The sequence below is a fragment of the Dietzia sp. 2505 genome (assembly GCF_040546785.1).
Classification (GTDB): Bacteria; Actinomycetota; Actinomycetes; order Mycobacteriales; family Mycobacteriaceae; genus Dietzia.
In genome coordinates this window covers 575884-597774 of sequence record NZ_JBEPON010000001.1, presented here as the reverse complement: position 1 = coordinate 597774, position 21891 = coordinate 575884, and the positions used below count along the sequence as shown (strand labels likewise).

Here is a 21891-nt window from a genome sequence, read left to right as displayed (position 1 = left end):
CCGGCACACGGCCCGGACACCGGCCGCGGGCCGACGCTCACTAGAACACGTTCTACACTAGCGGCCCGGTGGGTTTCCGTGGCTCGACCGGCGGGTTTCGTGACACCCCCACCGAGTGCGGGCATGATCGCGGTGTGACGCGCAACGAGGTCGAACACACCGAGGACGGTCGCTACATCGTGGTCGGGGGAAGGCGATGGAGGGCCACCGACCCGTCGATCCCGGACACCCTCAGAACCGAACTCGTCTCCGCGCTCATGACCGGCCGCCGGCTCGTGAAGTCCGAGGGCGACGCTGCGCGGGTGATGGTCCACGACGCCAAGATCGCACTGGGCGAGCGCGGCGCCCCCTGGTGGGATCCGACCGAGGAGGGAACGCGGGACCGGTTGGCCGCGACGATCCGGACGCTGCTCCGCTCCCGCGGCGAGGGCTCGATCTGCCCCAGCGACGCCGCCCGCACGGTCGGCGGCGAACGATGGCGCGAGCTCATGGATCAAGCCCGACAGGTCGCCCTGGACCTCTGCGCAGACGGTGTCGTCGCCATCACGCAACGTGGCCAGGTCGTCTCCGGAGCCGACATCCGAGGCCCGATCCGCATCGTGGCGGCGGACGCGCTCGACTTCCGGCCACCGAGGGACAGCAGCGTGGAACGGGACTGAAGCTACCAGTCGGTAACCCGCGCCGTGCCGCGCTCCGCGGCCTTGTACGATCTTCTGGTAGGAGACATTCACCTGATCGCCCCGTCCCCCCTCTCACGGCGGGTCGTCCAATGGAAAGGCATACACCCTTGCGCCGCACAGTGTTCAACGAAGACCACGAGGCCTTCCGCCAGACCATCCGCGCCTTCATCGAGTCCGAGGTGTCCCCCCATTTCCAGGAGTGGTTCGACGCGGGCATCGTGCCGCGCGAGTTCTACTACAAGCTCGCCGACCTCGGGGTCTTCGGCATCAACGTCGACGAGGAGTACGGCGGCGCCGGGATCAACTCGCACAAGTTCGAGGCCATCCAGTCCGAGGAGACCGCCCGGGCGGGCGTGAACTTCGGCGGATCGGGCGTTCACGTCCTGCTGGGACTCCCCTACATCAAGGCCCTGGCCACCGAGGAGCAGAAGCAGCGTTATCTGCCCAAGTTCGTCTCCGGCGAGGAGATGTGGGCGCTGGCCATGACCGAGCCCGGCACCGGATCGGACCTCGCCGGCATGAAGAGCACGGCCAAGCTCTCCGAGGACGGCACCCACTACGTCCTTAACGGTGCCAAGACCTTCATCACCGGCGGCGTCCACGCCGACCGCGTGATCGTCTGTGCCCGGACCGCTCCCCCGCGCGAGGACGACCGTCGCTTCGGCATCTCCCTCCTGGCCGTCGACACCAAGCTCGAGGGCTACTCCGTGGGACGCAAGCTCGACAAGGTCGGTCTCCGCACCTCGGATACCGCAGAGCTGGCGTTCAGCGACGTCAAGGTCCCGGTCGAGGATCTGCTCGGCGAGGAGAACCGTGGTTTCCACTACCTCGGCCAGAACCTGCCGTCCGAGCGCTGGGGCATCGCATACGGCGCGTACGCCCAGGCCGCGGCCGCGGTGCGCTTCGCCAAGGAGTACACCCAGCAGCGCACGGTCTTCGGAAAGGAGGTCGCCTCGTTCCAGAACACCAAGTTCGAGCTCGCCGCCTGTCAGGCGAAGGTCGACGCGGCGCAGGCCGTCGCCGACCGTGCCCTCGAGGCACTCGACGAGGGAGAGCTGACCGCGGCCGAGGCCGCATCGGCCAAGCTGTTCTGCACCGAGATCGCGGCCGAGGTGATCGACCGTTGCCTGCAGCTGCACGGCGGATACGGGTTCATCAACGAGTACCCGATCGCCCGCCTGTACACGGACAACCGGGTCAACCGGATCTACGGCGGAACCAACGAGGTCATGAAGACCATCATCGCCAAGGACATGGGACTGTAGTCCACCACCGGACATGATCCGGGCCGGGACCTGCGCACCGCGCGGGTCCCGGCCCGAGCTCGTTGTGCGGGACCCGGCCCGAGCTCGTTCCCGGGTGGTGTCCCCGACGTCTGAGACGGTCTCGACTGCGGGGGCGCCGACGCGGGTCCCGGCTGCGAGCGGTGGTCCCAGACACGCGACTTCCTGCCGGTGTCCCCTCACGGACGAGGCCCCCACCGCTTCTCGCGGTGGGGGCCTCGTGGGGTCGGACCCGTCGGTCAGTGCTTCTCGCGGCCCCAGTGGTACTCGAAGACCAGGGCACAGGCGGTGATGATCAGCGCGGTCGCCCCCCCGAGCAACACCCACCAGTTCCAGAACGCCGCGCCGAAACCGATGAAGAGGATCGAGAAGGCGATGAAGAACGGCCAGTAGCTGTGCGGGCTGAAGAAACCGAGCTCACCGGCGCCGTCGGAGATCTCCGCCTCCTCGTAGTCCTCGGGGAGCGTGCTGATCCGGCGCGCGACAAAGCGGAGGTACCCACCGATCAGCAGGCACAGCCCGGCGGAGAGCACGAGAGAGGTGGAGCCCACCCACTCGATGCCGGTGCGCGAGGTGCCCGTGAGGTAGGTGTACGCGATGGCCAGGATGGCGAGGAAGACCACCAGTCCGTCGAAGATTCTTACTGTTGCGTTCATCGTGCAGGAGCCCTTCGCGTGATACCGGGAGAGACGTCAGTTAGCGGATGCGTTCTCGATGATGTTGTTCTGGTCGCGGGTATCGCTGCGGCCGGTCTTGAACGGTGCCGTGGACGTGGAGTAGGGCTCCTCGCCGATCGACGCGAGCGCCTCCGCGTTGGACGCCGTCGGGTTGTCCTGGCGGAACTGGATGTACTCCGCGAAGGCCTCCGGCGACACCGCCCTGAGCTCGAAGTTCATCATCGCGTGGTACGCGCCGCACATCTCGGCACACCGTCCGACGAAGGCGCCTTCACGCTCGATCTCCGCGATCTGGAACATGCTCAGCTGCTGGTTCTGACCGGGGTGCGGCATGACGTCGAGCTTGTAGATGAACTCTGGGATCCAGAAGGAGTGGATCACGTCGGCCGCCGCGAGACGGAACTCCACGCGGGTCCCGGTCGGCAGGACGAGGACCGGGACCTCTTCGGAGGTGCCGACGGTCTCGATGTTGTTGAAGTGGAGGTACGACTTGTCCTCGGCGAGGCGCCCATGGATCGGGCCACCGGCGGCGGGCTCCCCGTGGTGGCCGAGTGCCATACGCTGCTCGTCCGAGAGGACGCCTGCCTCCTCGGCCGCACGCTGGGCCTCCTCGTTGGTGCCGTCCTCGATGGACACACCCGCGACGTCGACCTTGTTGTACCCGAACTTCCAGTTCCACTGGAACGCGGTGACGTCGACCTTGACGCCGACCTCTTCCTCCGGCCGGAGGTCCAGGACCTTGTTCTGGGTGATGACGGTGAAGTAGAAGAGCACCGAGATGATCACGAACGGCACGGCCGTGTAGACCAGCTCGAGCGGCACGTTGTAGGCGGTCTGACGCGGGAACTCGCCGTCGTCGTTCTTCCTCTTGCGGTGGAAGGCCATGGTCCAGAAGATGAGGCCCCACACGAAGAATCCGACGACGAGCGACGTGATGACGGTGAGAGTCCAGAACTCCCTGATGGCGATGCCCTCGGGCGTGATCCCGTTGGGGAACCCGAAGTTCATGGTCTGGTTCCACCATTTGTTGTCGGTGTGGAGGCTGCAACCGGACAAAAACAAGCCCAATGTGCCGAGCGACACCGCGAGTGCAGCCCTGCGCGTCCGACGACGCCCGTCACGCTGTTCCACCATCACGCCTTCCTGATCAGCGGCACCGACCACGTGGCCGGGACACTTAGGAATCGTAGACCACGGCTCTCAGTTTGGAAGCCGCGGGTCCCGGCATTTCACCGAACCCACCCCTCCACCGTCCGGCGCGGCGGGCGGGAGCCCCGGGACCAGTAGTATTCGAACCCATCGTGGCCCGCAGACGCGGGTTCTCCCCACCCCCGACGACGATCGACGAGGTACCCGACGAATGTGTGGCCTGCTTGGTCTGCTCACCCCCGACGGCTCCGCCCGCGCCCAGGAATCGAGGGTTCTGGGCGCGATGGGGTGCCAGCGTCACCGCGGTCCGGACGAGGTGGGGACCTGGGTCGACGACGACCTGGCGTTCGGATTCAACCGTCTGTCGATCATCGACATCGCTCATTCGCACCAGCCGCTGCGCTGGGGCCCGCCCGAGAACCCCGACCGCTACGCCCTGACGTTCAACGGCGAGATCTACAACTACGTCGAACTCCGGGCGCAGCTCCGTGAGGAGTTCGGTGCCGAGTTCCGGACCGAGGGCGACGGGGAGCCGATCGTCGTGGCCTTCCACCACTGGGGACCCGCGGCCGTCCGCCGGCTCCGCGGGATGTTCGCCTTCGCGATCTGGGACACCGTCGAACGCACCCTCTTCGTGGCCCGCGACCCCTTCGGTATCAAGCCCCTCTACATGGCGACCGGCCCCGGGGGCACCGCGTTCGCGAGCGAGAAGAAGTCGATCACCGAACTGGTCGACCTCCTCGCCGTCGACACCTCTCTCGACACCCGCGCCCTGCAGCACTACGTCACGCTCCAGTACGTCCCGGAGGACGAGACGCTGACCCGCGGTGTCCGCCGCCTGGAGTCCGGTTGCCACGCGACCCTCTCCCCCGGTTCCCCTCCGGTGATCGAGCGCTACTTCGAGCCGACCTTCCCCGTGGTCCCGGTCGCCGACGGTGATGCCGAGCGCCGCTACGAGGAGATCGCCGTTGCTCTCGAGGACTCCGTGGCCAAGCACATGCGCGCCGACGTCACCGTGGGTTCGTTCCTGTCCGGGGGCATCGACTCCACCGCCATCGCCGCGCTCGCCCGTCGACACAACGAGAACCTCCTCACCTTCACCACGGGGTTCGAGCGGGAGGGTTACTCGGAGGTGGACGTGGCCGCCGAGTCCGCCGCGGCGATCGGTGTGGAGCACATCGTCAAGGTGGTCTCGCCCGAGGAGTTCGCCGCCGCGATCCCGGAGATCATCTGGTACCTCGACGAGCCGGTCGCCGACCCCGCACTGGTGCCGCTGTACTTCGTCGCCCGCGAGGCCCGCAAGCACGTCAAGGTGGTCCTGTCGGGCGAGGGTGCCGATGAGCTCTTCGGCGGATACACCATCTACAAGGAACCGCTCTCGCTCGCACCGTTCGAGAGGATCCCCGGCGGCCTGCGCCGCTCGCTGGGACGGGTGAGCACACGGATCCCCGAGGGCACCCGCGGGAAAAGCCTGCTGCATCGCGGCTCCATGAGTCTCGAAGACCGCTACTACGGCAACGCGCGCTCGTTCTCGGAGGACCAGGTCCGCTCGGTGCTCACCGACTACCGGCCCGAGTGGAGCCACCAGGACGTGACGGCACCGATCTACGAGCGCTCCCGTGGGTGGGACCCTGTCGCCCGCATGCAGCACCTGGACCTGTTCACGTGGCTCCGTGGGGACATCCTGGTCAAGGCGGACAGGGTCACCATGGCCAATTCCCTCGAGTTGCGCGTGCCGTTCCTCGACCGCGAAGTCTACGAGGTCGCCTCACGCCTGCCGTACACGGAGAAGGTCGCGCACGGGACCACCAAGTACGCGCTCCGCAGGGCGCTCGAGCGGATCGTGCCGGCGCACGTGCTGCACCGGAAGAAGCTCGGCTTCCCGGTCCCGACCCGCCACTGGCTGGCCGGACCGGAGCTGCACGACTGGGCGCGCGGGCAGGTCCTGGCCTCGGGCACCGACGAGTTCGTGGACAAGGCCGCCGTGATGTGCATGCTCGACGAGCACCGACGTGGCGAGTCCGACCACAGCCGCCGGATCTGGACGATGCTGTGCTTCATGATCTGGCACGGCATCTTCGTGGAGGGGCGCATCACCCCGGACATCGAACAGCGGGACTACCCCGTGCGCCTCTAGTCCGGCCCGACCCAACTCATCGAGAAGAGCGTCCCGCACGCCCCCTCTCGGGGAATGCGTGCGGAACGCTCTTGTCGTCGGTTGCTGGTCGACGGTGGTCGGTCGCCCGGCCGTCAGCTCGGGGGTATGGGCCGGAGGGATCAGGCCGGCAGCAGCGCCGCGAGCTCCTCGGCGGCCTCGTCCCCGTAGGCCGCGGCGAGTCGGCGGCGCGCGGCGGTGGGGTCGATGCTCCACTCCTGGGTGCCGGTGGTCTCCAGCACGTGGGTGGCGATGAGAGCACCGAACTGGGCCGAACGCTCCAGCGAGAGGCCGTCGACCACGCCGGTGAGGAAGCCGGCGCGGAACGCGTCGCCGACGCCCGTGGGGTCGAGCAGGTTGTCCGAGGGCACGATGCCCACCTCGAGCGGCTCGGCGCCCTTCTCCACGATCACCACGCTCTTGCCTCCGCGGGTGGTGATCCGGGTACCGACCTTGTCGTCCAGTTCCTCGGCCGTCCACCCGGTCTTGTTCAGCAGCAGCTCGTACTCGTACTCGTTGGTGAACAGGTACCGGGCGCCGTCGACCAGCGCTGCGGCCGCTTCACCGTCGAGGAACGCCAGCTGCTGGGAGGGGTCGGCCGCGAAGTCCAGTCCGAGCTCGCGGCACTCCGCCGTGTGGGAGTTCATCGCGGTCGGGTCGTTGGCGCCGATGAGAACGATCTCGGGCCGACCGATGCGGTCGACCAGGCGGGCCAGGGAGATGGTGGCCGCCTCGCCCATGGCGCCCGGGTAGAAGGACGCAAGCTGGGCCATGTCCGAGTCGGTCGTGCACACGAAGCGAGCCGTGTGCAGTGCGGAGCTGATGTGGACGGCCGAGCAGTCGACGCCGTGGTCCTCCAACCATCCGCGGTACTCGGCGAAGTCCTCTCCGGCCGCACCGACGAGGTGCGGGCGCCGGCCCAGCACGCCGAGCGCGAACGCGATGTTGCCGCCGACCCCGCCACGGCGGATCTGCAGGGAGTCCACCAGGAAGCTCAGCGACACGTGCGCGAGCTGGTCCGGCAGCAGCTGCTCGGAGAACCGACCCGAGAAGGTCATGAGGTGGTCGGTGGCGATGGAACCCGTGATGACTACTGACATGCTCCAGACAGTAGACGACCCGGGCCGACCAGCGATCGGCCCGGGTCGTCAGCGACCGGGTGGACTCAGTTGAACGAGTCGCCGCAGGCGCACGAGCCGGTGGCCTGGGGGTTGTCGATGGTGAAGCCCTGCTTCTCGATGGTGTCGACGAAGTCGATCGACGCTCCGGTCAGGTATGGCACGCTCATCCGGTCCACGGCGAGCTTGATGCCCCCGAAGTCGTCCACCACGTCGCCGTCGAGCGAGCGGTCGTCGAAGAAGAGCTGGTACCGAAGGCCGGCACAACCACCGGGCTGGACGGCGATGCGCAGCGCCAGATCGTCGCGGCCTTCCTGGTCGAGGAGTGCCTTGGCCTTCGAGGCGGCGGCGTCGGTGAGCAGCACACCGGTGGCGGTGGTCTCCGTGGCGGTGTTCTCCGCTGTGGTCATGTCGGTTCTCCTTGCGATCCGAGAGGGTCTTCGGTGGCGTCCTACGGTGGTGCAACGCCCACCGGGGAGCTCTCTATTCCCCGGACGCCGCGTCGCCTGACACGATACGCCTGCGGGGAGTGACGGGTGAATGTCCTCGGTGGGGATCGATCGCCTAGCCTGGGTATGTGAAGTTGCGCGCATTCGGCTCCAGTAAAGACGACCCCGGCAAGGGCTCCGCAGGTACCGACACCGGGCCGGAGTCCTCCCCGGGCACGGATCCGGAGCCTGCAGGGGACGCCCGTCGGCCCGCGGGCAAGGGCAAGCCCACCCCCAAGCGGCGGGACCAGGAGCGCGCGCGGGGCCTGCGGACGGGTCCCGTCACGGCGCCGGTCACCCGCAAGGAGGCCAAGGAGCGCCGGAAGGCCGCCGAGGCCAGCATGACCAAGGACGAGCGCAAGGCCGCGCGGGCCGAGCAGCGTACCGCCCGTGAGGAGCGCCGCCAGCTCATGATGGCCGGCGACGACCGTTACGTGCTCTCGCGGGACCGCGGCGAGGTCCGTCGTTTCGCCCGCGACTGGGTGGACACCCACCGGCGCCTGATCAACTTCTTCATGCCGCTCGCGCTGTTCGTGATCATCTTCCAGCTGATACCCAACCCGGAACTGATGTTCTACAGCCAGAATCTGTTCCTCATCCTGATCGTCGTGGTGGTGGTGGACGGCATCCTTCTCGGACGCAAGGTCAACCGGGTCGTCCGGGAGCGGTTCCCGGACACCGAGGACACCGGGTTCGGGATGGGGTGGTACGCGGTGATGCGGGCGACGCAGCCGCGGATGCTCCGCACCCCCCGCCCCCGGGTGCGCCCGGGCGACTCCATCTGACCTGACCGACAGCTGACCTGACCGACGATTCACGGAAAGGCCCGGAACGCCATGCGCCTGCTCGTCCTCGGCGGCACCCGATCGGGCAAGTCCGCCCACGCCGAATCGGTGGCCGCGGCCACCGGCGGGGACGTGGTGTACGTGGCCACCGCGCGACCGGACCATGACGACGGCGAGATGGCCGCCCGGATCGCCGTACACAGAAACCGCAGGCCCGCCGAGTGGTCCACCGAGGAGACCGACGAGATCCCGCGGGTGCTCGCCGATCACCCGGCCGACACGGTCCTCGTCGACGATCTCGGGGGCTGGCTCACCCGCCGGATGGACGCCACCCTCGGGTGGGCCGACGGCGGGGCGGCGGTGTCCGGCGAGGTCGATACGCTCGTCTCGGCGATCACCGCCCACCCGGGTCCGCTCGTCCTGGTCTCCCCCGAGGTCGGACTGGGGGTCGTGCCCGACACCCACTCCGGCCGTCTCTTCTCGGACCTGATCGGTTCGCTCAACCGGCGACTGGCCGAGGTGTGTGACGCGGCCGTCCTCGTCGTCGCGGGCAGGGTCCTCCCCCTCTCCGCCCCCGGGGCCCCCGCCGCACCGGGCAGCTCCCCCGGTCAGCCCGCCTCACCGGTTCCGACCCCCCCGGCGGCGTCCACACCCACCCTCGGTGGGGCCGCCGGCGCGACCGCGACCGCCGGGGCGACCGGGGCCGCCGCGGACCCGCAGGCTGCCGAGGGAACCGCCCGGGACCTCGAGCCGGAGACCGAGTCGGAGAACACACTGGAGACCGGGACGGAGTACGAGCCGGAGACCGGGTCGGGGTCCGCGCTCTCGGCGCACGACTTCCCCGGTCTGGCGGATGTCGCGCACTACGTCGACCCCGTGACGTTCCCCCCGGTCCACCCGCCTTCCCACACCGTCGCGGACGAGGCGCGCGCCCGGCAGCTCGCGCTGACCAAACCGTCGGGTTCGCTCGGCCGGCTCGAAGAGCTCGGGGTGTGGATCTCGTCATGCCAGGAGGCGTGCCCGCCCCGCCCGCTCGACCGAGCCCGGGTCGTGGTGTTCGCCGGCGACCACGGCGTCGCCGAGAACGGGGTCTCCGCCTACCCGCGCGAGGTCACACTGCAGATGGCCGACAACATCGTGGGCGGCGGCGCGGCCGTGTCCGTGCTGGCCCGCGCCGCGCGGGCGACCGTCCGCGTGGCCGATATGTCGATGGCTGCCGAGCGGCCCGGAGGGCTGGACGACCACAAGATCCGTCGCTCCAGCGGGTCGATCGACCGCGAGGACGCGTTGAGTCCCGACGAGGTCCGGGCGGCGATCGCGGCCGGCCGCCGGATCGCCGACGAGGAGGTCGACTCGGGGGCGGACCTGCTCATCGCGGGCGACCTGGGCATCGGCAACACCACGCCGGCGACGGTGATCACCTGTCTCGTCACCGGTCACGAGCCGGTCGAACTGGTCGGGCGCGGCACCGGGATCGACGACGTCGGATGGATGCGCAAGACCGCCGCGATCCGGGACGCGATGTTCCGTGCCTCCGGCGACCTCCGCGATCCGGTCGCGATGCTCCGCAGGGTCGCGGGCGCCGACCTCGCCGCGATGGCGGGCTTCCTCGCGCAGGCCGCGGTCCGCAAGACCCCCTGCATCCTCGACGGTGCGGTGGTCACGGCCGCGGCGCTGCTCGCCGAATCCCTGGCACCCGGGGCGCGCCAGTGGTGGGTCGCCGGTCACCGGAGCGCCGAACCCGCCCATTCCGCGGCGCTCACCTATCTCTCGCTCGACCCGATCCTCGAACACTCCATGCGCCTGGGAGAGGGCAGCGGAGCCGTCGCCGCGCTTCCCACCGTCCACGCCGCGATCGCGATCCTCACGGAGATGGCGACCTTCGCCGACGCCGGGGTCAGCGGCAAGGCCTGACCTCCCGTGGTCGACGCGGTCCGCCTGGCCCTGTCCTGGATGACGGTGCTGCCCGTCGGCGGGCGGGGCGTCCCGGGTCCGCCCGAGGCCGGTCGGGCCATGACCGCGCTACCGGTGGTGGGGCTCGTCTGCGGGGTGGTCGCCACCGCGACCGCCCACGGGGCGTACGCGCTCGGGGCGGGGTCCGTCATCGCAGGCGTGGCGGGGATCGCCGCGGTACTGGCGTTGACCCGCGCGATGCACGTGGACGCGCTGGCCGACACCGCGGACGGCCTCGGCTCGTACGCCGGACCCGAACGCGCGCTGGAGATCATGCGTTCCGGCTCGGTGGGTGCTATGGGGGCCGCAGTCCTGGTCCTGGTCCTGCTCGCCGAGGTCGCGGCCCTCGGTGCCCTGGTCGCGTCCGGCGCGTGGCTGGCACCGATCGCGGCCTTCGTCCTGTCCCGGTGTCTGCCCGTGATCCAACTTCGACGAGGCGTCCCGGCGGCGAGCACCACGGGTTTCGGCGCCATGGTCGCCGGATCGCAGTCCCGGGCCGCCGTGGTGGCCGTCGCTGTGATCTGCGCAGCGGCGGGAGCGGGTCTTGCCGGGTCGGGATGGCCGGCGACGTGGTGGGGGGCGGCATGGTGGGCCCCGACCGTCGGGGCTGTGGTCGGGCTGTCGCTCTACGCTGCCGCCGCGGGCTTCGCGCGCCACGCCGTCCGCCGCCTCGGCGGGGTCAACGGCGATGTCCTGGGGGCGGGGATCGAGGCGGGCACGGCCGCATCCCTGGTCGTCGCCGTCATGCTTGCCTGAGCTGCGGTTCGCGAGTCAACTGGAGGCTCGAGCGTTCCCGAAAGACTCGCGCGCCAACGCGAGGCTCGAGCGTTCCCGAGAGGCTCGCGCGCCAACGCGAGGCCCGCGCGCCAACGTGAGGCTCGCGCGCTAACGAGAAGAGCGTTCCGCACACCCCCTTCTAGGGAAACGTGTGCGGAACGCTCTTCACGATGGAATCGGGTCGGTCGCGAACCCGCCCCGCGGCCCGGTCAGGCGAGCGTGGTCATCCACCCGAAGGTGTCCTCGACGGACCCCCGCTGGATCCCGGTGAGGGTCTCGCGCAGACGCATGGTGATCTCGCCGGGGCCGCCGTCACCGACCGTGTACCCGCCCTCGGCGTGCTTGACCGAGCCGACCGGGGTGATCACGGCGGCGGTGCCGCAGGCGAACACCTCGGTGATCGCGCCGGAGGCGACCCCCGACTCCCACTCCTCCACCGAGACCTTCCGCTCGGTCACCGGGTAGCCGAGATGGCTCGCCAGCCGGATGAGGCTGTCGCGGGTCACGCCGGGCAGCAGCGAACCGGACAGCTCCGGGGTGACGATCTCCGCCGAGTCCCCGGTACCGAGGATGAAGAACAGGTTCATCCCGCCCATCTCCTCGACGTACTTGCGCTCGATCGCGTCCAGCCAGACCACCTGGTCGCAGCCCTCGGCTGCGGCCTGCTCCTGGGCACGCAAGGACGCCGCGTAGTTCCCTCCGAACTTCGCCGCACCTGTTCCGCCGGGGCTGGCGCGGACGTACTCGGTGCTCAGCCACACGCTCACGGGGGCCACACCGCGCGAGAAGTAGGCGCCGGCCGGCGAGGCGATGACCGAGTAGAGGTACTCGTCGGCCGGCCGCACCCCCAGGCCGGTCTCCGTCGCGATCATGAAGGGCCGCAGGTAGAGCGCCTCCTCCCCGCCGGCGGCGGGAACCCAGTCGCGGTCGATCGCCACGATCTGTCGGAGGGACTCCATGAACAGCTCCTCGGGCAGCGTCGGCATGGCCAGCCGCTGCGCGGACCGGTTGAAGCGCGCCGCGTTCTGCTCCGGGCGGAATGAGGCGATGGAGTCGTCGGCCTGCCGGTACGCCTTGAGGCCCTCGAAGATCGTCTGGGCGTAGTGCAGCACCACGGCGGAGGGGTCGATCGACAGCGGGGCGTAGGCCTCGACGGTGGGAGTACCCCAGGCCCCGTCGGAATACGGGAGGGTGACCATGTGGTCGGTGAAGTGCTTGCCGAAACCGGGAGCGGCGAGGATGGCTTCGCGCTCGGTGGCCGTCCTCGGAGTGGCCGAGGGGCGGATGTCGAACTGGGACATGTCGTCTCGCTTAGGTGAGAAGGGGCGGGTCAGCGGGTGCGGATCTCGACGAGCGGGGGTACCGCGAGGCGGCACGGTACCTCTCGCCCCCGTACATCGACGACGACCTCGTCGCCCTTCTTCAGGCCGGCGTCCAGCTCGACGAACGCGAGCGCGATCCCCGTCTTCAGGGTCGGCGAGAACGTGCCGGAGCTCGTGATGCCCACGTCGCGTCCGCCGGCCCGCACGGTCTGGCCGGCGCGCAGCACTCCGCGGCCCGTGACCTCGAGCGCGTACATGCGCCGGGCTGGTCCGGCCTCCTTCTGACGCAGCAGCTCGTCGCGCCCCCAGAAGGACGGTTTGTCCCAGCCGATGGCCCACGCGCAGCGGGCCTCGAGCGGGCTGAGATCGAGGGACAGCTCGTTGCCGTGCAGCGGGTAACCGGCCTCCGTGCGCAGTGAGTCGCGGGCACCCAGACCACACAGCGCACCCTGGCGCTCGAGGACCTGCTCGGCCAGCGCGTCCCAGACCGGGCCGGCCTGATCCCACGCGGGCAGGACCTCGAAGCCGTACTCGCCCGTGTACCCGGTGCGGCAGACCCGGACGGGCACACCGGACCAGTCGGCGTCGACGAAGGCCATGTAGTCCAGGTCGATGGGAAGCCCGACCGCGGTGAGGACCTCCCCGGCGAGTGGGCCCTGCACGGCGATCACGGCGCGGGAGCGGTGCTCGTCGGTGACGCTGACCCCGGGCGCCCGCTCGGCCGCTGCGGCCTGCATCCGTCGCACCACCTCGGCGGTGTTGGCGGCGTTGGGGATGAGGAAGATCTCGGAGTCGGAGACGCGGTAGGCGATGAGGTCGTCGACGACTCCCCCGGACTCGTCGCAGCACAGCGTGTACTGGGCGCTGCCGGCGGAGACCCGGTCGAGATCGTTGGTGACGCAGGTGTTGACGAACCCGGCGGCGCCGGGGCCGGTCACGAGCGCCTTGCCCAGGTGACTGACGTCGAACAACCCGACGGTCGTGCGGGTGGCGTGGTGTTCGGCGACGGTTCCCGAGTACTGCACGGGCATCGACCAGCCACCGAAGGGGGCGAAAGTGGCCCCGGCCTCCACGTGACGAGAGTGCAGCGGCCCCTCGTAGAGGTCCCCGGTGTCTGTCATGTGGCCACTCCTCGCGATCTCCAGTACGGCTCTGCTCCCACGGTAGTCGATAGACTATGGTGCCCTGGTCGTGGCGGTCCCGCCACGTCATCAGGGCATCTGAGACGTCCCGTACGTCCCCGCCGACCATCAGGAGTGCTTACATGCCCACCGCGCAGTCGATCCTCACCCACAGCCCGGACCTCGCCGCGATCGAGGCCGTCACGACGCCTGTCGAGTCCGAGGTGGTGGTTGTCGGTATCGCCGCGGGCACCGACCGCGGTGATGGCGGCGGCAATTCGGACGCGGCCCCCGTCGTCGTCGCCCCCGGTCTCGACGGCGCGGTCACCGCGGCGCTGGCCACGCTGGCCCACTCCGTCGGCGCCCCCACCAAGGTCGGGTCCACCACCCGCGTCCCGGCACCGGAGGGCGTCCCGGGCCGGTCCGTCGTACTCGTCGGTCTCGGGTCCTCCGTCGATGCCGTCGATGACGAGACGCTCCGCCGGGCGGCCGGCGGAGCCGCGCGCGCGTGCCGTGGGCTGGGCGCCGCACTGGTCCTGCTCGACGCCGACCGCGCCGAGGCGGTAGCGCTGGGGGCGGCGCTGGGTTCGTTCCGGCCGGCCAAGGTCACGGCGAAGAACGACGACGACGAGAAGGCGGACTCCGTGAGGGTGTTCGTCGCGGAGGGCGGCGCGGACGCGGTGACCCGGGCCGCCACCATCGCCGAGTGCGTCGGCCTCGCACGCGACCTGGTCAACACCCCACCCAACCTGCTCTTCCCCGGTTCCTTCGCGGACCGCGCCGCCGAGCTCGCGGCCGCCGCGGGCCTGGAGGTGGAGATCATGGACGAGTCCGCCCTGGCCGACGGTGGATACGGCGGCATCCTGGCCGTGGGCGGCGGATCGTCCCGGCCACCGCGTCTGGTCCGACTCACGCACCGGGGGAACGAGAACCGGCCGACCGTCGCCCTGGTGGGCAAGGGCGTCACCTTCGACACCGGCGGCATCTCCATCAAGCCGGCCGCGGGCATGGAGCAGATGACGATGGACATGGGCGGTGCGGCCGCCGTGGTCGCGACCGTCATCCTGGCCGCCCGGCTCGGTCTCGACCTGACCGTGGTGGCGACCGTCCCGATGGCCGAGAACATGCCGTCCTCGACCGCGTACCGGCCAGGCGACGTGCTCACCATGTACGGCGGGACGACGGTCGAGGTGCAGAACACCGACGCCGAGGGGCGGTTGATCCTGGCCGACGCCATCGTTCGCGCGTGCGAGGACTCGCCGTCCCACCTCATCGACACCGCCACGCTCACCGGGGCGCAGATGGTCGCGCTGGGCAAGAAGTCCCCCGGGGTCATGGGAACCGAGGAGTTTCGTGACCGGGTGGCCGAGCTCAGCCGGGGGATCGGCGAGGGCGGCTGGCCGATGCCGCTTCCCGAGGAGCTCCGCGACGGCCTGGACTCCGAGGTCGCGGATCTGACGAACGTGACCCCGCACCGCTGGGGCGGCATGCTCTCCGCGGGCCTGTTCCTCAAGGAGTTCGTCGCCGAGGGCGTCGAGTGGGCCCACATCGACGTGGCGGGCCCGGCCTACAACGACGGCGGCGCCGAGGGGTACCTGCCCAAGGGTGGGACGGGCGTGCCCGTGCGGACGATGCTCGCGGTCCTGGAGGACATCGCCTCTCGGTGAGAGATGTTCGACGATTCTCCACTGCAGGGCGCTGACATCGTCCGCACGGGTCACGCTGGACGGGGTGCGATCACGCGACCGGCTCGAGCACCCCGTCCGGGACCGACTGCACGTCCACGGCAGCCGATGCGTTGCCGAACCCGGGATTGCCGGCCGTGGCGAACCAGTCACGGGCGACGGTGATGTCGTCGGTGTAGGCGCGGCTCAGGATGAGCAACAACCGGGCCTTCTGCGGGAGCAACTCGTTGCCGGAGATCATTCCCGCAGCACTGGTGGGGCCGACCGTCCCGGAGCCGGTGCGGCTGGTGGAGACGAACCACACCCCTTGAGCGATGGCATCGCGGCGAGCCTGGCCTGCCGCCGAGGAGATGCCGCCCGCACCGGTACCGGCGGTGACGATTCCGGTGGCCCCGCCGGTGACCATTCCCCGGATCGCATCCCCGGAGGCCTCCTGGTAGTTGTAGAAGATCTCCACCTTGGGCAGATCGCTCGCTGAGATCTCCGACAGGTCGAAGGGCGTGAGCCACCGGTCGGACTGGCAGTCGAGCACTCTGGACGGTCCACGCGGGAGACTGATCCGATCGCCGTCGATCCACCCGAGAACGCCGACTCTCCGGGACTCGAACGTGTCGGTCCGCATGGTGTTGCCCTTGGTGACGTCGCGTGCCGCGTGTATCTCATCGTTGAGCATCAGCACGGTGCCGAAGCAGTAAGTCTGCTGGGATGCTGCGAGCCGGATCGACTGGACCAGGTTGGCGGGGCCGTCACTGCCGAACACCGGGTCGACATCCGGGGTCGGGCCGGCAGCCCACGGACGCATCGCACCCGTGATGACTACTGGCTTCTTGCTCTGGACAGTGACGTCAAGCCAGTACCCGAACTCCTCCATGGTGTCGGTTCCCGTGGTCACCACGACGGCATCCGAGCTCACGAGTGCTTGCTCGACCGCCAGGGTCAGCTCGCGATACTGCGCGATGGTGTAACCACCTGAGCCGGCGTTACCGAACTGCACGATGTCCACGTTGGCCATCTGGTCGATGGCCGGGGCGATTTCGGGGATGAGCTCGGCCATCGGATAGGTTCCGGCGCGGTAGTTCGAGTACGAGTCCTGCGTGGTCGCCCGGCCGGCGAGGGTGCCGCCGGTTGCCACGACTGTCACGGTGGGCAGGGTCGGATCCCCGCCATCAATCGGCTCAGTCGGATCGGGCTCGCCCGGATCGGGCTCGACCGGAGTCTCGGGTGCGTCTGGCGCAGTAGTGCCCGTACTCGATCCGAGACTGCCGGCGGCGAGGCTGTCGAGCGGAGAGGCCGCCGATGCGCTGGGCAGCCCTGTGACCAGGAGCCCGGCGCAGGACAGAGCGGCCACGAACGCTCGTGCCCTGCGGCGAGGTGTCATCTGGAGCATGTGCGCTCATTTCTCTGAGTGGGAAGGGAAACCCGGTCGCTCGTGGAAGTGATCCACAAGTGGTTCGAGCGACCAGAGACACACTCTCGCCCTGCTGTTACGGCAACATTTCCTGTGCATCTTCTTAGGTTTCAAAACCATCAAGGATGAGTTACGCAATAGTCTCGAGTCCTCGCCGGGGCCGTCGGCGGCGCCGATGGTGAGTCCCTCCCAGAGCCGCGACCCAGCGATGGGAGCGGTCGGGGTCGATCCGAGTCAGATGGACGCCAGACCCACGATTGCTCGCAACACGAGACGTCGCCTGCGGAACTCCGCTACAGGTGTGCGGTCGGATGGCGCGGCAGTGCTGTTAATCGTTCTCGCGCATCTGTTCGCGGAGCCGGCGGGCCCTCTCCTTGCGCTCGCGGGAGATCCGAACCTCCTCGAAGAGCCGCATCCGGTCCGGGTACCCGGTCTCCATCGCGTCGTAGAGGGGGATCTTGAGCTGGTCGGCGAGCTTGCGCGCGGTGGCCACATCCCCCACCGGGCGTCGCGTCCACTCGCCGTCGAACGCGACGAGGAGGAGTCCGGGCACCGACACGAGGGTCTCGGGCTCCAGGTACGCCTCGATCCCCACCCGGGTCTCGCACCAGGACCGGAAGTGGGCGAGGTCGGCGGGATCCGCGGGGATCCGCGTCTGCCGCCGCCGGAAAAGATCGCGGATCGCCACTGTCGGTCTCCTCCCGTCGGCCCCCCGTCCGGGGTGGGGCCGTCTACGCCGAATCGATCGTACCGAGCCCGAGCACCGGTGATGGCGCGGCCGCCTGGCGGATCGGGCACCCACAGACGCCGGGATCGGGGCGTCCGCCGACACCGGCAGGTGGCACAGGGCACAATGGTGGTCGATCGTCCGGGCGGGCCGCCACAGTGGTTCCGTCCCGGGTCGTCTCGAAGAATCGATAGCTCACCACCATGTCGCCGCTCACGCGGGTGCGGATCGCGCCGGCGGGCAGCGCCCACAACTCTTGAGGAGTCACGACACCATGGCCTTCTCCGTACAGATGCCGGCTCTCGGTGAATCCGTCAGCGAGGGCACCGTCACCCGCTGGCTCAAGAAGGAGGGGGACACCGTCGAGGTCGACGAGCCGTTGCTCGAGGTCTCGACCGACAAGGTCGACACCGAGATCCCGTCGCCCGCAGCGGGCACGCTGTCCAAGATCGTCGCCGACGAGGACGAGACCGTCGAGATCGGCGGGGAACTCGCGGTCATCGACGACGGTTCCGGTGGATCGGACGACGCCGACGAGCCGGCGGAGGACTCCTCCTCCGATGACGGCGATGACGACGACTCCGACGACGAGGCCGACGCCTCCGCGGAGGAGACCGACGAGGCACCCGCCGAGAAGCCCGCGAAGTCCTCCGGCGGCTCCAGCGGAAAGGGAGCGGGCGGCAAGGGCACCGAGGTCACCATGCCCGAACTCGGCGAGTCCGTCACCGAGGGCACCATCACCAACTGGCTCAAGGCCGTCGGCGACACCGTGGAGATGGACGAGCCCCTGCTCGAGGTCTCCACCGACAAGGTCGACACCGAGATCCCCTCCCCCGTCGCCGGCACCCTGCAGAAGATCGTCGCCGACGAGGACGAGACCGTCGAGGTCGGAGCCGTCCTCGCCGTCATCGGCGACGGCGACACCTCCGACCAGGACGACGAGCCCGCCGACGAGCCGGCGGAGGACTCCTCCTCCGATGACGACGACTCCGACGACGAGGCCGACGCCTCCGCGGAGGAGGCCGACGAGGCACCCGCCGAGAAGCCCGCGAAGTCCTCCGGCGGCTCCAGCGGAAAGGGAGCGGGCGTCAAGGGCACCGAGGTCACCATGCCCGAACTCGGCGAGTCCGTCACCGAGGGCACCATCACCAACTGGCTCAAGGCCGTCGGCGACACCGTGGAGATGGACGAGCCCCTGCTCGAGGTCTCCACCGACAAGGTCGACACCGAGATCCCCTCCCCCGTCGCCGGCACCCTGCAGAAGATCGTCGCCGACGAGGACGAGACCGTCGAGGTCGGAGCCGTCCTCGCCGTCATCGGCGACGGCGACACCTCCGACCAGGACGACGAGCCCGAGGACGAGGGGACGTCCGACGCCGCCGAGTCCGCCCGTCCCGATGACGCCCCCGCGCAGGCGGAGGGCGATGCCACCGACGCCGCCGGCGCAGCCGAGCAGGACGACGCAGCGGGCAAGACCCCGAAGACCGAGAAGAAGGCGGCGGAGAAAGCCGCCGCCAAGGCCGATGAGTCCGCGGACACGGCCGACGGCCCGGGGTCCTCGGGCAGGCAGGGCGAGCGTGCGGAACCGGCGGAAGCCGCCAAGTCCGGTACCTCGCCGTCCCCCACACCGTTGGTGCGGTCGCTCGCCGAGGAGAAGGGGGTCGACCTCGAGACCGTCGAGGGCAGCGGGGCCAGTGGGCGCATCCGCAAGCAGGACGTCCTCGCCGCGGCCGAGAGCGGGGGCGGCGCCACGGGTTCCAGCTCCGGCACCTCCCCCTATGTCACCCCGCTCGTGCGCAAGCTCGCCCAGGAGCACGGCGTGGACCTGGACTCCGTCAAGGGCACCGGGATCGGCGGACGCATCCGTAAGCAGGATGTCCTCGCCGCGGCCGAGGGTGGCGCCGAGAGCGACACCGAGGCCCCCGCGGAGAAGAAGGCCCCAGCAGGTGGCCCGTCCTCGGCCGGGGTGCGACCCGAACTGGCCGAGCTGCGCGGGACCACCAAGAAGGCCAACCGGATCCGCAAGATCACGGCAAAGAAGACCCGCGAGTCGCTGCAGACCAGCGCGCAGCTCACGCAGGTCTTCGAGGTGGACATGAGCCGCGTCGCGCAACTGCGGGCCCGGACCAAGAGCCGGTTCGCGGACGAGCACGGTGTCAAGCTCACCTACCTGCCGTTCTACGCCAAGGCGGTGGTCGAGGCCCTGGTCTCGCACCCGAACGTCAACGCGTCGTACGACGAGGACACCAACGAGATCACCTACCACGGCTCGGTGAACCTCGGCATCGCCGTGGACACCGAGGCGGGGCTGCTCTCACCGGTCATCCGCGACGCCCAGGACCTGGACATCCCGGGTCTCGCCAAGGCGATCATCGACCTGGCGGAGCGGGCGCGGGCGTCCAAGCTCACCCCGGACGACCTCCAGGGGGGCACGTTCACCATCACCAACATCGGGAGCGAGGGTGCGCTGTTCGACACCCCGATCCTCGTCCCGCCGCAGGCGGCGATGCTGGGGACCGGCGCGATCGTGCGGCGCCCCGTGGTGGACGCCGACGACGACGGCGAGTCGATCGCCATCCGGTCGATGGGCTACCTGCCGCTGACCTACGACCACCGTCTCATCGACGGTGCGGACGCCGGTCGTTTCCTCACCACGGTCAAGGACCGTCTGCAGCGGGCCGAGTTCGAGGGAGATCTCGGCCTCTAGGTCCTGACCACAGCGCCACGGGCGTCCTCCTCCGGGAGGGCGCCCGTCGTCGTCTGTGGGACCCCTCGGCCTAGAGTGGACGGCATGTCCCACACCGGTCAGTCCCTGCGCCGCGATCCGGTCGAGCCGGAGATCCGCCGCCTCGGCACCGTCGAGTACACACCCACCTGGGAGCTGCAGAGGTCGCTCGCCGAGGAGAGGGCCGACGGAGCCCGCGGGGACACGATCCTGCTCCTGGAACACCCGGCCACATACACCGCCGGAAAGCGCACGGAGCCGTCGGATCGCCCGGTCGACGGGACCCCCGTCGTCGACGTGGACCGGGGTGGCCGGATCACCTGGCACGGACCCGGGCAGCTGGTCGGGTACCCGATCATCGCCCTGTCGGACCCCATCGATGTGGTGGAGTACGTCCGCCGGGTGGAGCAGGCCCTCATCACCACGTGCGCCCGGATGGGGGTGGAGGTCGACCGTGTGGACGGCCGGTCCGGGGTGTGGTGTCCGGCCGGTGACGGCCGGCCGGAGCGCAAGATCGCCGCCATCGGGATCCGGGTCCAGCGCGGGGTGACAATGCACGGTTTCGCGCTCAACTGCGATTGTGATCTCGGTGCATACTCGCGGATCGTCCCCTGCGGGATCGTCGACGCCGGGGTCACCTCCCTCTCGGCCGAACTCGGACGGGACGTGCCCGTCTCGGAGGTCCTCGACCAGGTCACCTCCGACGTGGTGGAGGCGCTCGACGGACGACTACCCGTGAGGTGATTCGAGCGTAGGCTGGCGGCCGTGACTGTCACTCCCGAAGGCCGCAAGCTGCTCCGCATCGAGGCCCGCAACGCCGAGACGCCGATCGAGCGCAAGCCCTCCTGGATCCGGACCCGGGCCACGATGGGCCCCGAGTACAAGGAACTCAAGGGCCTCGTCAAGACCGGCGGTCTGCACACGGTGTGCGAGGAGGCCGGCTGCCCCAACATCTACGAATGTTGGGAGGACCGCGAGGCCACCTTCCTCATCGGCGGCGAGCAGTGCACGAGGCGCTGCGACTTCTGTCAGATCGCGACGGGCAAGCCCAGTGCCCTCGACCGGGACGAGCCGCGGCGCGTGGCGGAGTCCGTTCGCGAAATGGGTCTGCGGTACTCGACCATCACCGGCGTCGCCCGGGACGACCTCGACGACGGTGGCGCGTGGCTGTACGCGGAGACGGTCCGCAAGATCCACGAACTCAACCCCAACACCGGCGTCGAGAACCTGATCCCCGATTTCAACGGTGATCCGGATCAGCTCGCGGAGGTGTTCGAGTCACGGCCCGAGGTGCTCGCGCACAACGTGGAGACGGTCCCCCGGATCTTCAAGCGCATCAGGCCGGCGTTCCGGTTCGACCGGTCCCTCGGAGTCATCCGAGCCGCCCGCGACTTCGGGCTGGTCACCAAGTCCAACCTCATCCTGGGAATGGGTGAGACCACGGAGGAGATCGTCGACGCGATGATCGACCTGCATTCCGCGGGGTGCGACATCCTCACCATCACCCAGTACCTCCGGCCCAGTCCGCTGCACCACCCCATCGACCGCTGGGTCAAGCCGGAGGAGTTCGTGGAGCTGTCCGACCAGGCGCGCGAGATCGGTTTCGCCGGGGTCATGGCCGGTCCACTGGTCCGGTCCTCGTACAGGGCCGGGCGCCTGTACGTCCAGGCTCTCGAACACCGGGGCCAGCAGGTTCCGGAGCACCTCGCACAGTTGACCTCCGGCGGCGCCGCCTCGCAGGAGGCCTCCTCCGTGCTGGCGCGCGCCCGGGCCTGACCCTCCGCGCGTCCAGGCCCGACCCGTTCGTCTCACCCGGGCCACCCGTTCGTCTCACCCGG

The 21891-nt window shown here is 69.7% G+C and carries 18 protein-coding genes; 10 read left to right on the top strand and 8 right to left on the bottom strand.

All coding sequences use genetic code 11. From position 1 onward, the window contains the following. The first annotated feature begins 134 nt into the window (after positions 1-134). Together ABIE38_RS02690 and ABIE38_RS02685 are read left to right on the top strand one after the other, a co-directional pair. Complete coding sequence (locus ABIE38_RS02690) at positions 135-659, top strand: DUF3253 domain-containing protein (protein WP_354053886.1); 525 nt, start codon at positions 135-137, stop codon at positions 657-659. Between the two features lie 128 nt (positions 660-787). Next, the gene (locus ABIE38_RS02685) at positions 788-1945 is read left to right on the top strand and encodes an acyl-CoA dehydrogenase family protein (RefSeq protein WP_354053885.1); all 1158 of its coding nucleotides are present in this window, start codon (positions 788-790) and stop codon (positions 1943-1945) included. Between the two features lie 257 nt (positions 1946-2202). Here ABIE38_RS02685 and ABIE38_RS02680 read toward each other — a convergent pair whose 3' ends face one another. Beyond that, positions 2203-2619 (bottom strand): cytochrome c oxidase subunit 4, encoded by a 417-nt coding sequence (locus tag ABIE38_RS02680; RefSeq protein WP_354053884.1) that lies wholly within the window; start codon positions 2617-2619, stop codon positions 2203-2205. Positions 2620-2655: 36 nt separating this feature from the next. Then, on the bottom strand, positions 2656-3774 hold the full coding sequence (gene ctaC / locus ABIE38_RS02675; protein ID WP_354053883.1) for an aa3-type cytochrome oxidase subunit II: 1119 nt from the start codon (positions 3772-3774) through the stop codon (positions 2656-2658). Positions 3775-4000: 226 nt separating this feature from the next. On the opposite strand from ctaC, the gene asnB reads away from it, so the two are divergent. Next, positions 4001-5926, top strand: coding sequence for an asparagine synthase (glutamine-hydrolyzing) (gene asnB, locus ABIE38_RS02670; RefSeq protein WP_354053882.1), 1926 nt, complete (start codon positions 4001-4003; stop codon positions 5924-5926). 140 nt (positions 5927-6066) lie between these two features. Here the strand turns inward: asnB and ABIE38_RS02665 are convergent, their stop codons facing one another. Both ABIE38_RS02665 and ABIE38_RS02660 read right to left on the bottom strand, forming a co-directional pair. Continuing rightward, complete coding sequence (locus tag ABIE38_RS02665) at positions 6067-7044, bottom strand: carbohydrate kinase family protein (RefSeq protein ID WP_354053881.1); 978 nt, start codon at positions 7042-7044, stop codon at positions 6067-6069. A 65-nt stretch (positions 7045-7109) separates the two neighbouring features. After that, the gene (locus tag ABIE38_RS02660) at positions 7110-7472 is read right to left on the bottom strand and encodes a HesB/IscA family protein (RefSeq protein WP_107756186.1); all 363 of its coding nucleotides are present in this window, start codon (positions 7470-7472) and stop codon (positions 7110-7112) included. Positions 7473-7639: 167 nt separating this feature from the next. Between ABIE38_RS02660 and ABIE38_RS02655 the strand changes: the two genes are divergently transcribed. From ABIE38_RS02655 to ABIE38_RS02645, 3 genes are read left to right on the top strand one after another with little or no spacing between them, the layout of a single operon-like run. Then, the gene (locus ABIE38_RS02655; RefSeq protein ID WP_354053880.1) at positions 7640-8335 is read left to right on the top strand and encodes a DUF3043 domain-containing protein; all 696 of its coding nucleotides are present in this window, start codon (positions 7640-7642) and stop codon (positions 8333-8335) included. Between the two features lie 51 nt (positions 8336-8386). Continuing rightward, positions 8387-10249, top strand: coding sequence for a nicotinate-nucleotide--dimethylbenzimidazole phosphoribosyltransferase (gene cobT, locus ABIE38_RS02650; protein WP_354053879.1), 1863 nt, complete (start codon positions 8387-8389; stop codon positions 10247-10249). 6 nt (positions 10250-10255) lie between these two features. Then, the gene (locus ABIE38_RS02645) at positions 10256-11044 is read left to right on the top strand and encodes an adenosylcobinamide-GDP ribazoletransferase (RefSeq protein ID WP_354053878.1); all 789 of its coding nucleotides are present in this window, start codon (positions 10256-10258) and stop codon (positions 11042-11044) included. A 230-nt stretch (positions 11045-11274) separates the two neighbouring features. Here ABIE38_RS02645 and ABIE38_RS02640 read toward each other — a convergent pair whose 3' ends face one another. Both ABIE38_RS02640 and gcvT read right to left on the bottom strand, forming a co-directional pair. Then, complete coding sequence (locus ABIE38_RS02640; protein ID WP_354053877.1) at positions 11275-12366, bottom strand: branched-chain amino acid aminotransferase; 1092 nt, start codon at positions 12364-12366, stop codon at positions 11275-11277. A gap of 29 nt (positions 12367-12395) precedes the next feature. Continuing rightward, positions 12396-13508, bottom strand: coding sequence for a glycine cleavage system aminomethyltransferase GcvT (gene gcvT / locus ABIE38_RS02635; protein WP_354053876.1), 1113 nt, complete (start codon positions 13506-13508; stop codon positions 12396-12398). Between the two features lie 143 nt (positions 13509-13651). Between gcvT and ABIE38_RS02630 the strand changes: the two genes are divergently transcribed. Further along, positions 13652-15175 (top strand): leucyl aminopeptidase, encoded by a 1524-nt coding sequence (locus ABIE38_RS02630; RefSeq protein WP_354053875.1) that lies wholly within the window; start codon positions 13652-13654, stop codon positions 15173-15175. A gap of 70 nt (positions 15176-15245) precedes the next feature. Here the strand turns inward: ABIE38_RS02630 and ABIE38_RS02625 are convergent, their stop codons facing one another. Together ABIE38_RS02625 and ABIE38_RS02620 are read right to left on the bottom strand one after the other, a co-directional pair. Further along, positions 15246-16334: an asparaginase gene (locus ABIE38_RS02625; RefSeq protein ID WP_354053874.1), complete on the bottom strand. Its 1089-nt coding sequence runs from the start codon at positions 16332-16334 to the stop codon at positions 15246-15248. A 595-nt stretch (positions 16335-16929) separates the two neighbouring features. Further along, on the bottom strand, positions 16930-17289 hold the full coding sequence (locus ABIE38_RS02620) for an oxidoreductase (protein WP_354053873.1): 360 nt from the start codon (positions 17287-17289) through the stop codon (positions 16930-16932). Between the two features lie 313 nt (positions 17290-17602). Here ABIE38_RS02620 and sucB point away from each other — a divergent pair, with 313 nt between their 5' ends. The 3 genes from sucB to lipA all read left to right on the top strand — a co-directional run bounded on the left by sucB (position 17603) and on the right by lipA (position 21829). Further along, positions 17603-20035, top strand: a complete 2433-nt coding sequence (gene sucB / locus ABIE38_RS02615) for a 2-oxoglutarate dehydrogenase, E2 component, dihydrolipoamide succinyltransferase (protein ID WP_354053872.1) — start codon at positions 17603-17605, stop codon at positions 20033-20035. A gap of 84 nt (positions 20036-20119) precedes the next feature. Then, the gene (gene lipB, locus ABIE38_RS02610) at positions 20120-20797 is read left to right on the top strand and encodes a lipoyl(octanoyl) transferase LipB (protein ID WP_354053871.1); all 678 of its coding nucleotides are present in this window, start codon (positions 20120-20122) and stop codon (positions 20795-20797) included. 21 nt (positions 20798-20818) lie between these two features. Continuing rightward, on the top strand, positions 20819-21829 hold the full coding sequence (gene lipA, locus ABIE38_RS02605; RefSeq protein ID WP_354053870.1) for a lipoyl synthase: 1011 nt from the start codon (positions 20819-20821) through the stop codon (positions 21827-21829). Positions 21830-21891 lie beyond the last annotated feature (62 nt).

What these genes read in the sequence shown, in the direction of transcription:
- ABIE38_RS02680 (WP_354053884.1), bottom strand. Translation starts at nt 2,619, where the DNA reads ATGAACGCAACAGTAAGAATCTTCGACGGACTGGTGGTCTTCCTCGCC.
- ctaC (WP_354053883.1), bottom strand. Translation starts at nt 3,774, where the DNA reads ATGGTGGAACAGCGTGACGGGCGTCGTCGGACGCGCAGGGCTGCACTC.
- asnB (WP_354053882.1), top strand. Translation starts at nt 4,001, where the DNA reads ATGTGTGGCCTGCTTGGTCTGCTCACCCCCGACGGCTCCGCCCGCGCC.
- ABIE38_RS02665 (WP_354053881.1), bottom strand. Translation starts at nt 7,044, where the DNA reads ATGTCAGTAGTCATCACGGGTTCCATCGCCACCGACCACCTCATGACC.
- ABIE38_RS02660 (WP_107756186.1), bottom strand. Translation starts at nt 7,472, where the DNA reads ATGACCACAGCGGAGAACACCGCCACGGAGACCACCGCCACCGGTGTG.
- cobT (WP_354053879.1), top strand. Translation starts at nt 8,387, where the DNA reads ATGCGCCTGCTCGTCCTCGGCGGCACCCGATCGGGCAAGTCCGCCCAC.
- ABIE38_RS02640 (WP_354053877.1), bottom strand. Translation starts at nt 12,366, where the DNA reads ATGTCCCAGTTCGACATCCGCCCCTCGGCCACTCCGAGGACGGCCACC.
- gcvT (WP_354053876.1), bottom strand. Translation starts at nt 13,508, where the DNA reads ATGACAGACACCGGGGACCTCTACGAGGGGCCGCTGCACTCTCGTCAC.
- ABIE38_RS02630 (WP_354053875.1), top strand. Translation starts at nt 13,652, where the DNA reads ATGCCCACCGCGCAGTCGATCCTCACCCACAGCCCGGACCTCGCCGCG.
- sucB (WP_354053872.1), top strand. Translation starts at nt 17,603, where the DNA reads ATGGCCTTCTCCGTACAGATGCCGGCTCTCGGTGAATCCGTCAGCGAG.
- lipB (WP_354053871.1), top strand. Translation starts at nt 20,120, where the DNA reads ATGTCCCACACCGGTCAGTCCCTGCGCCGCGATCCGGTCGAGCCGGAG.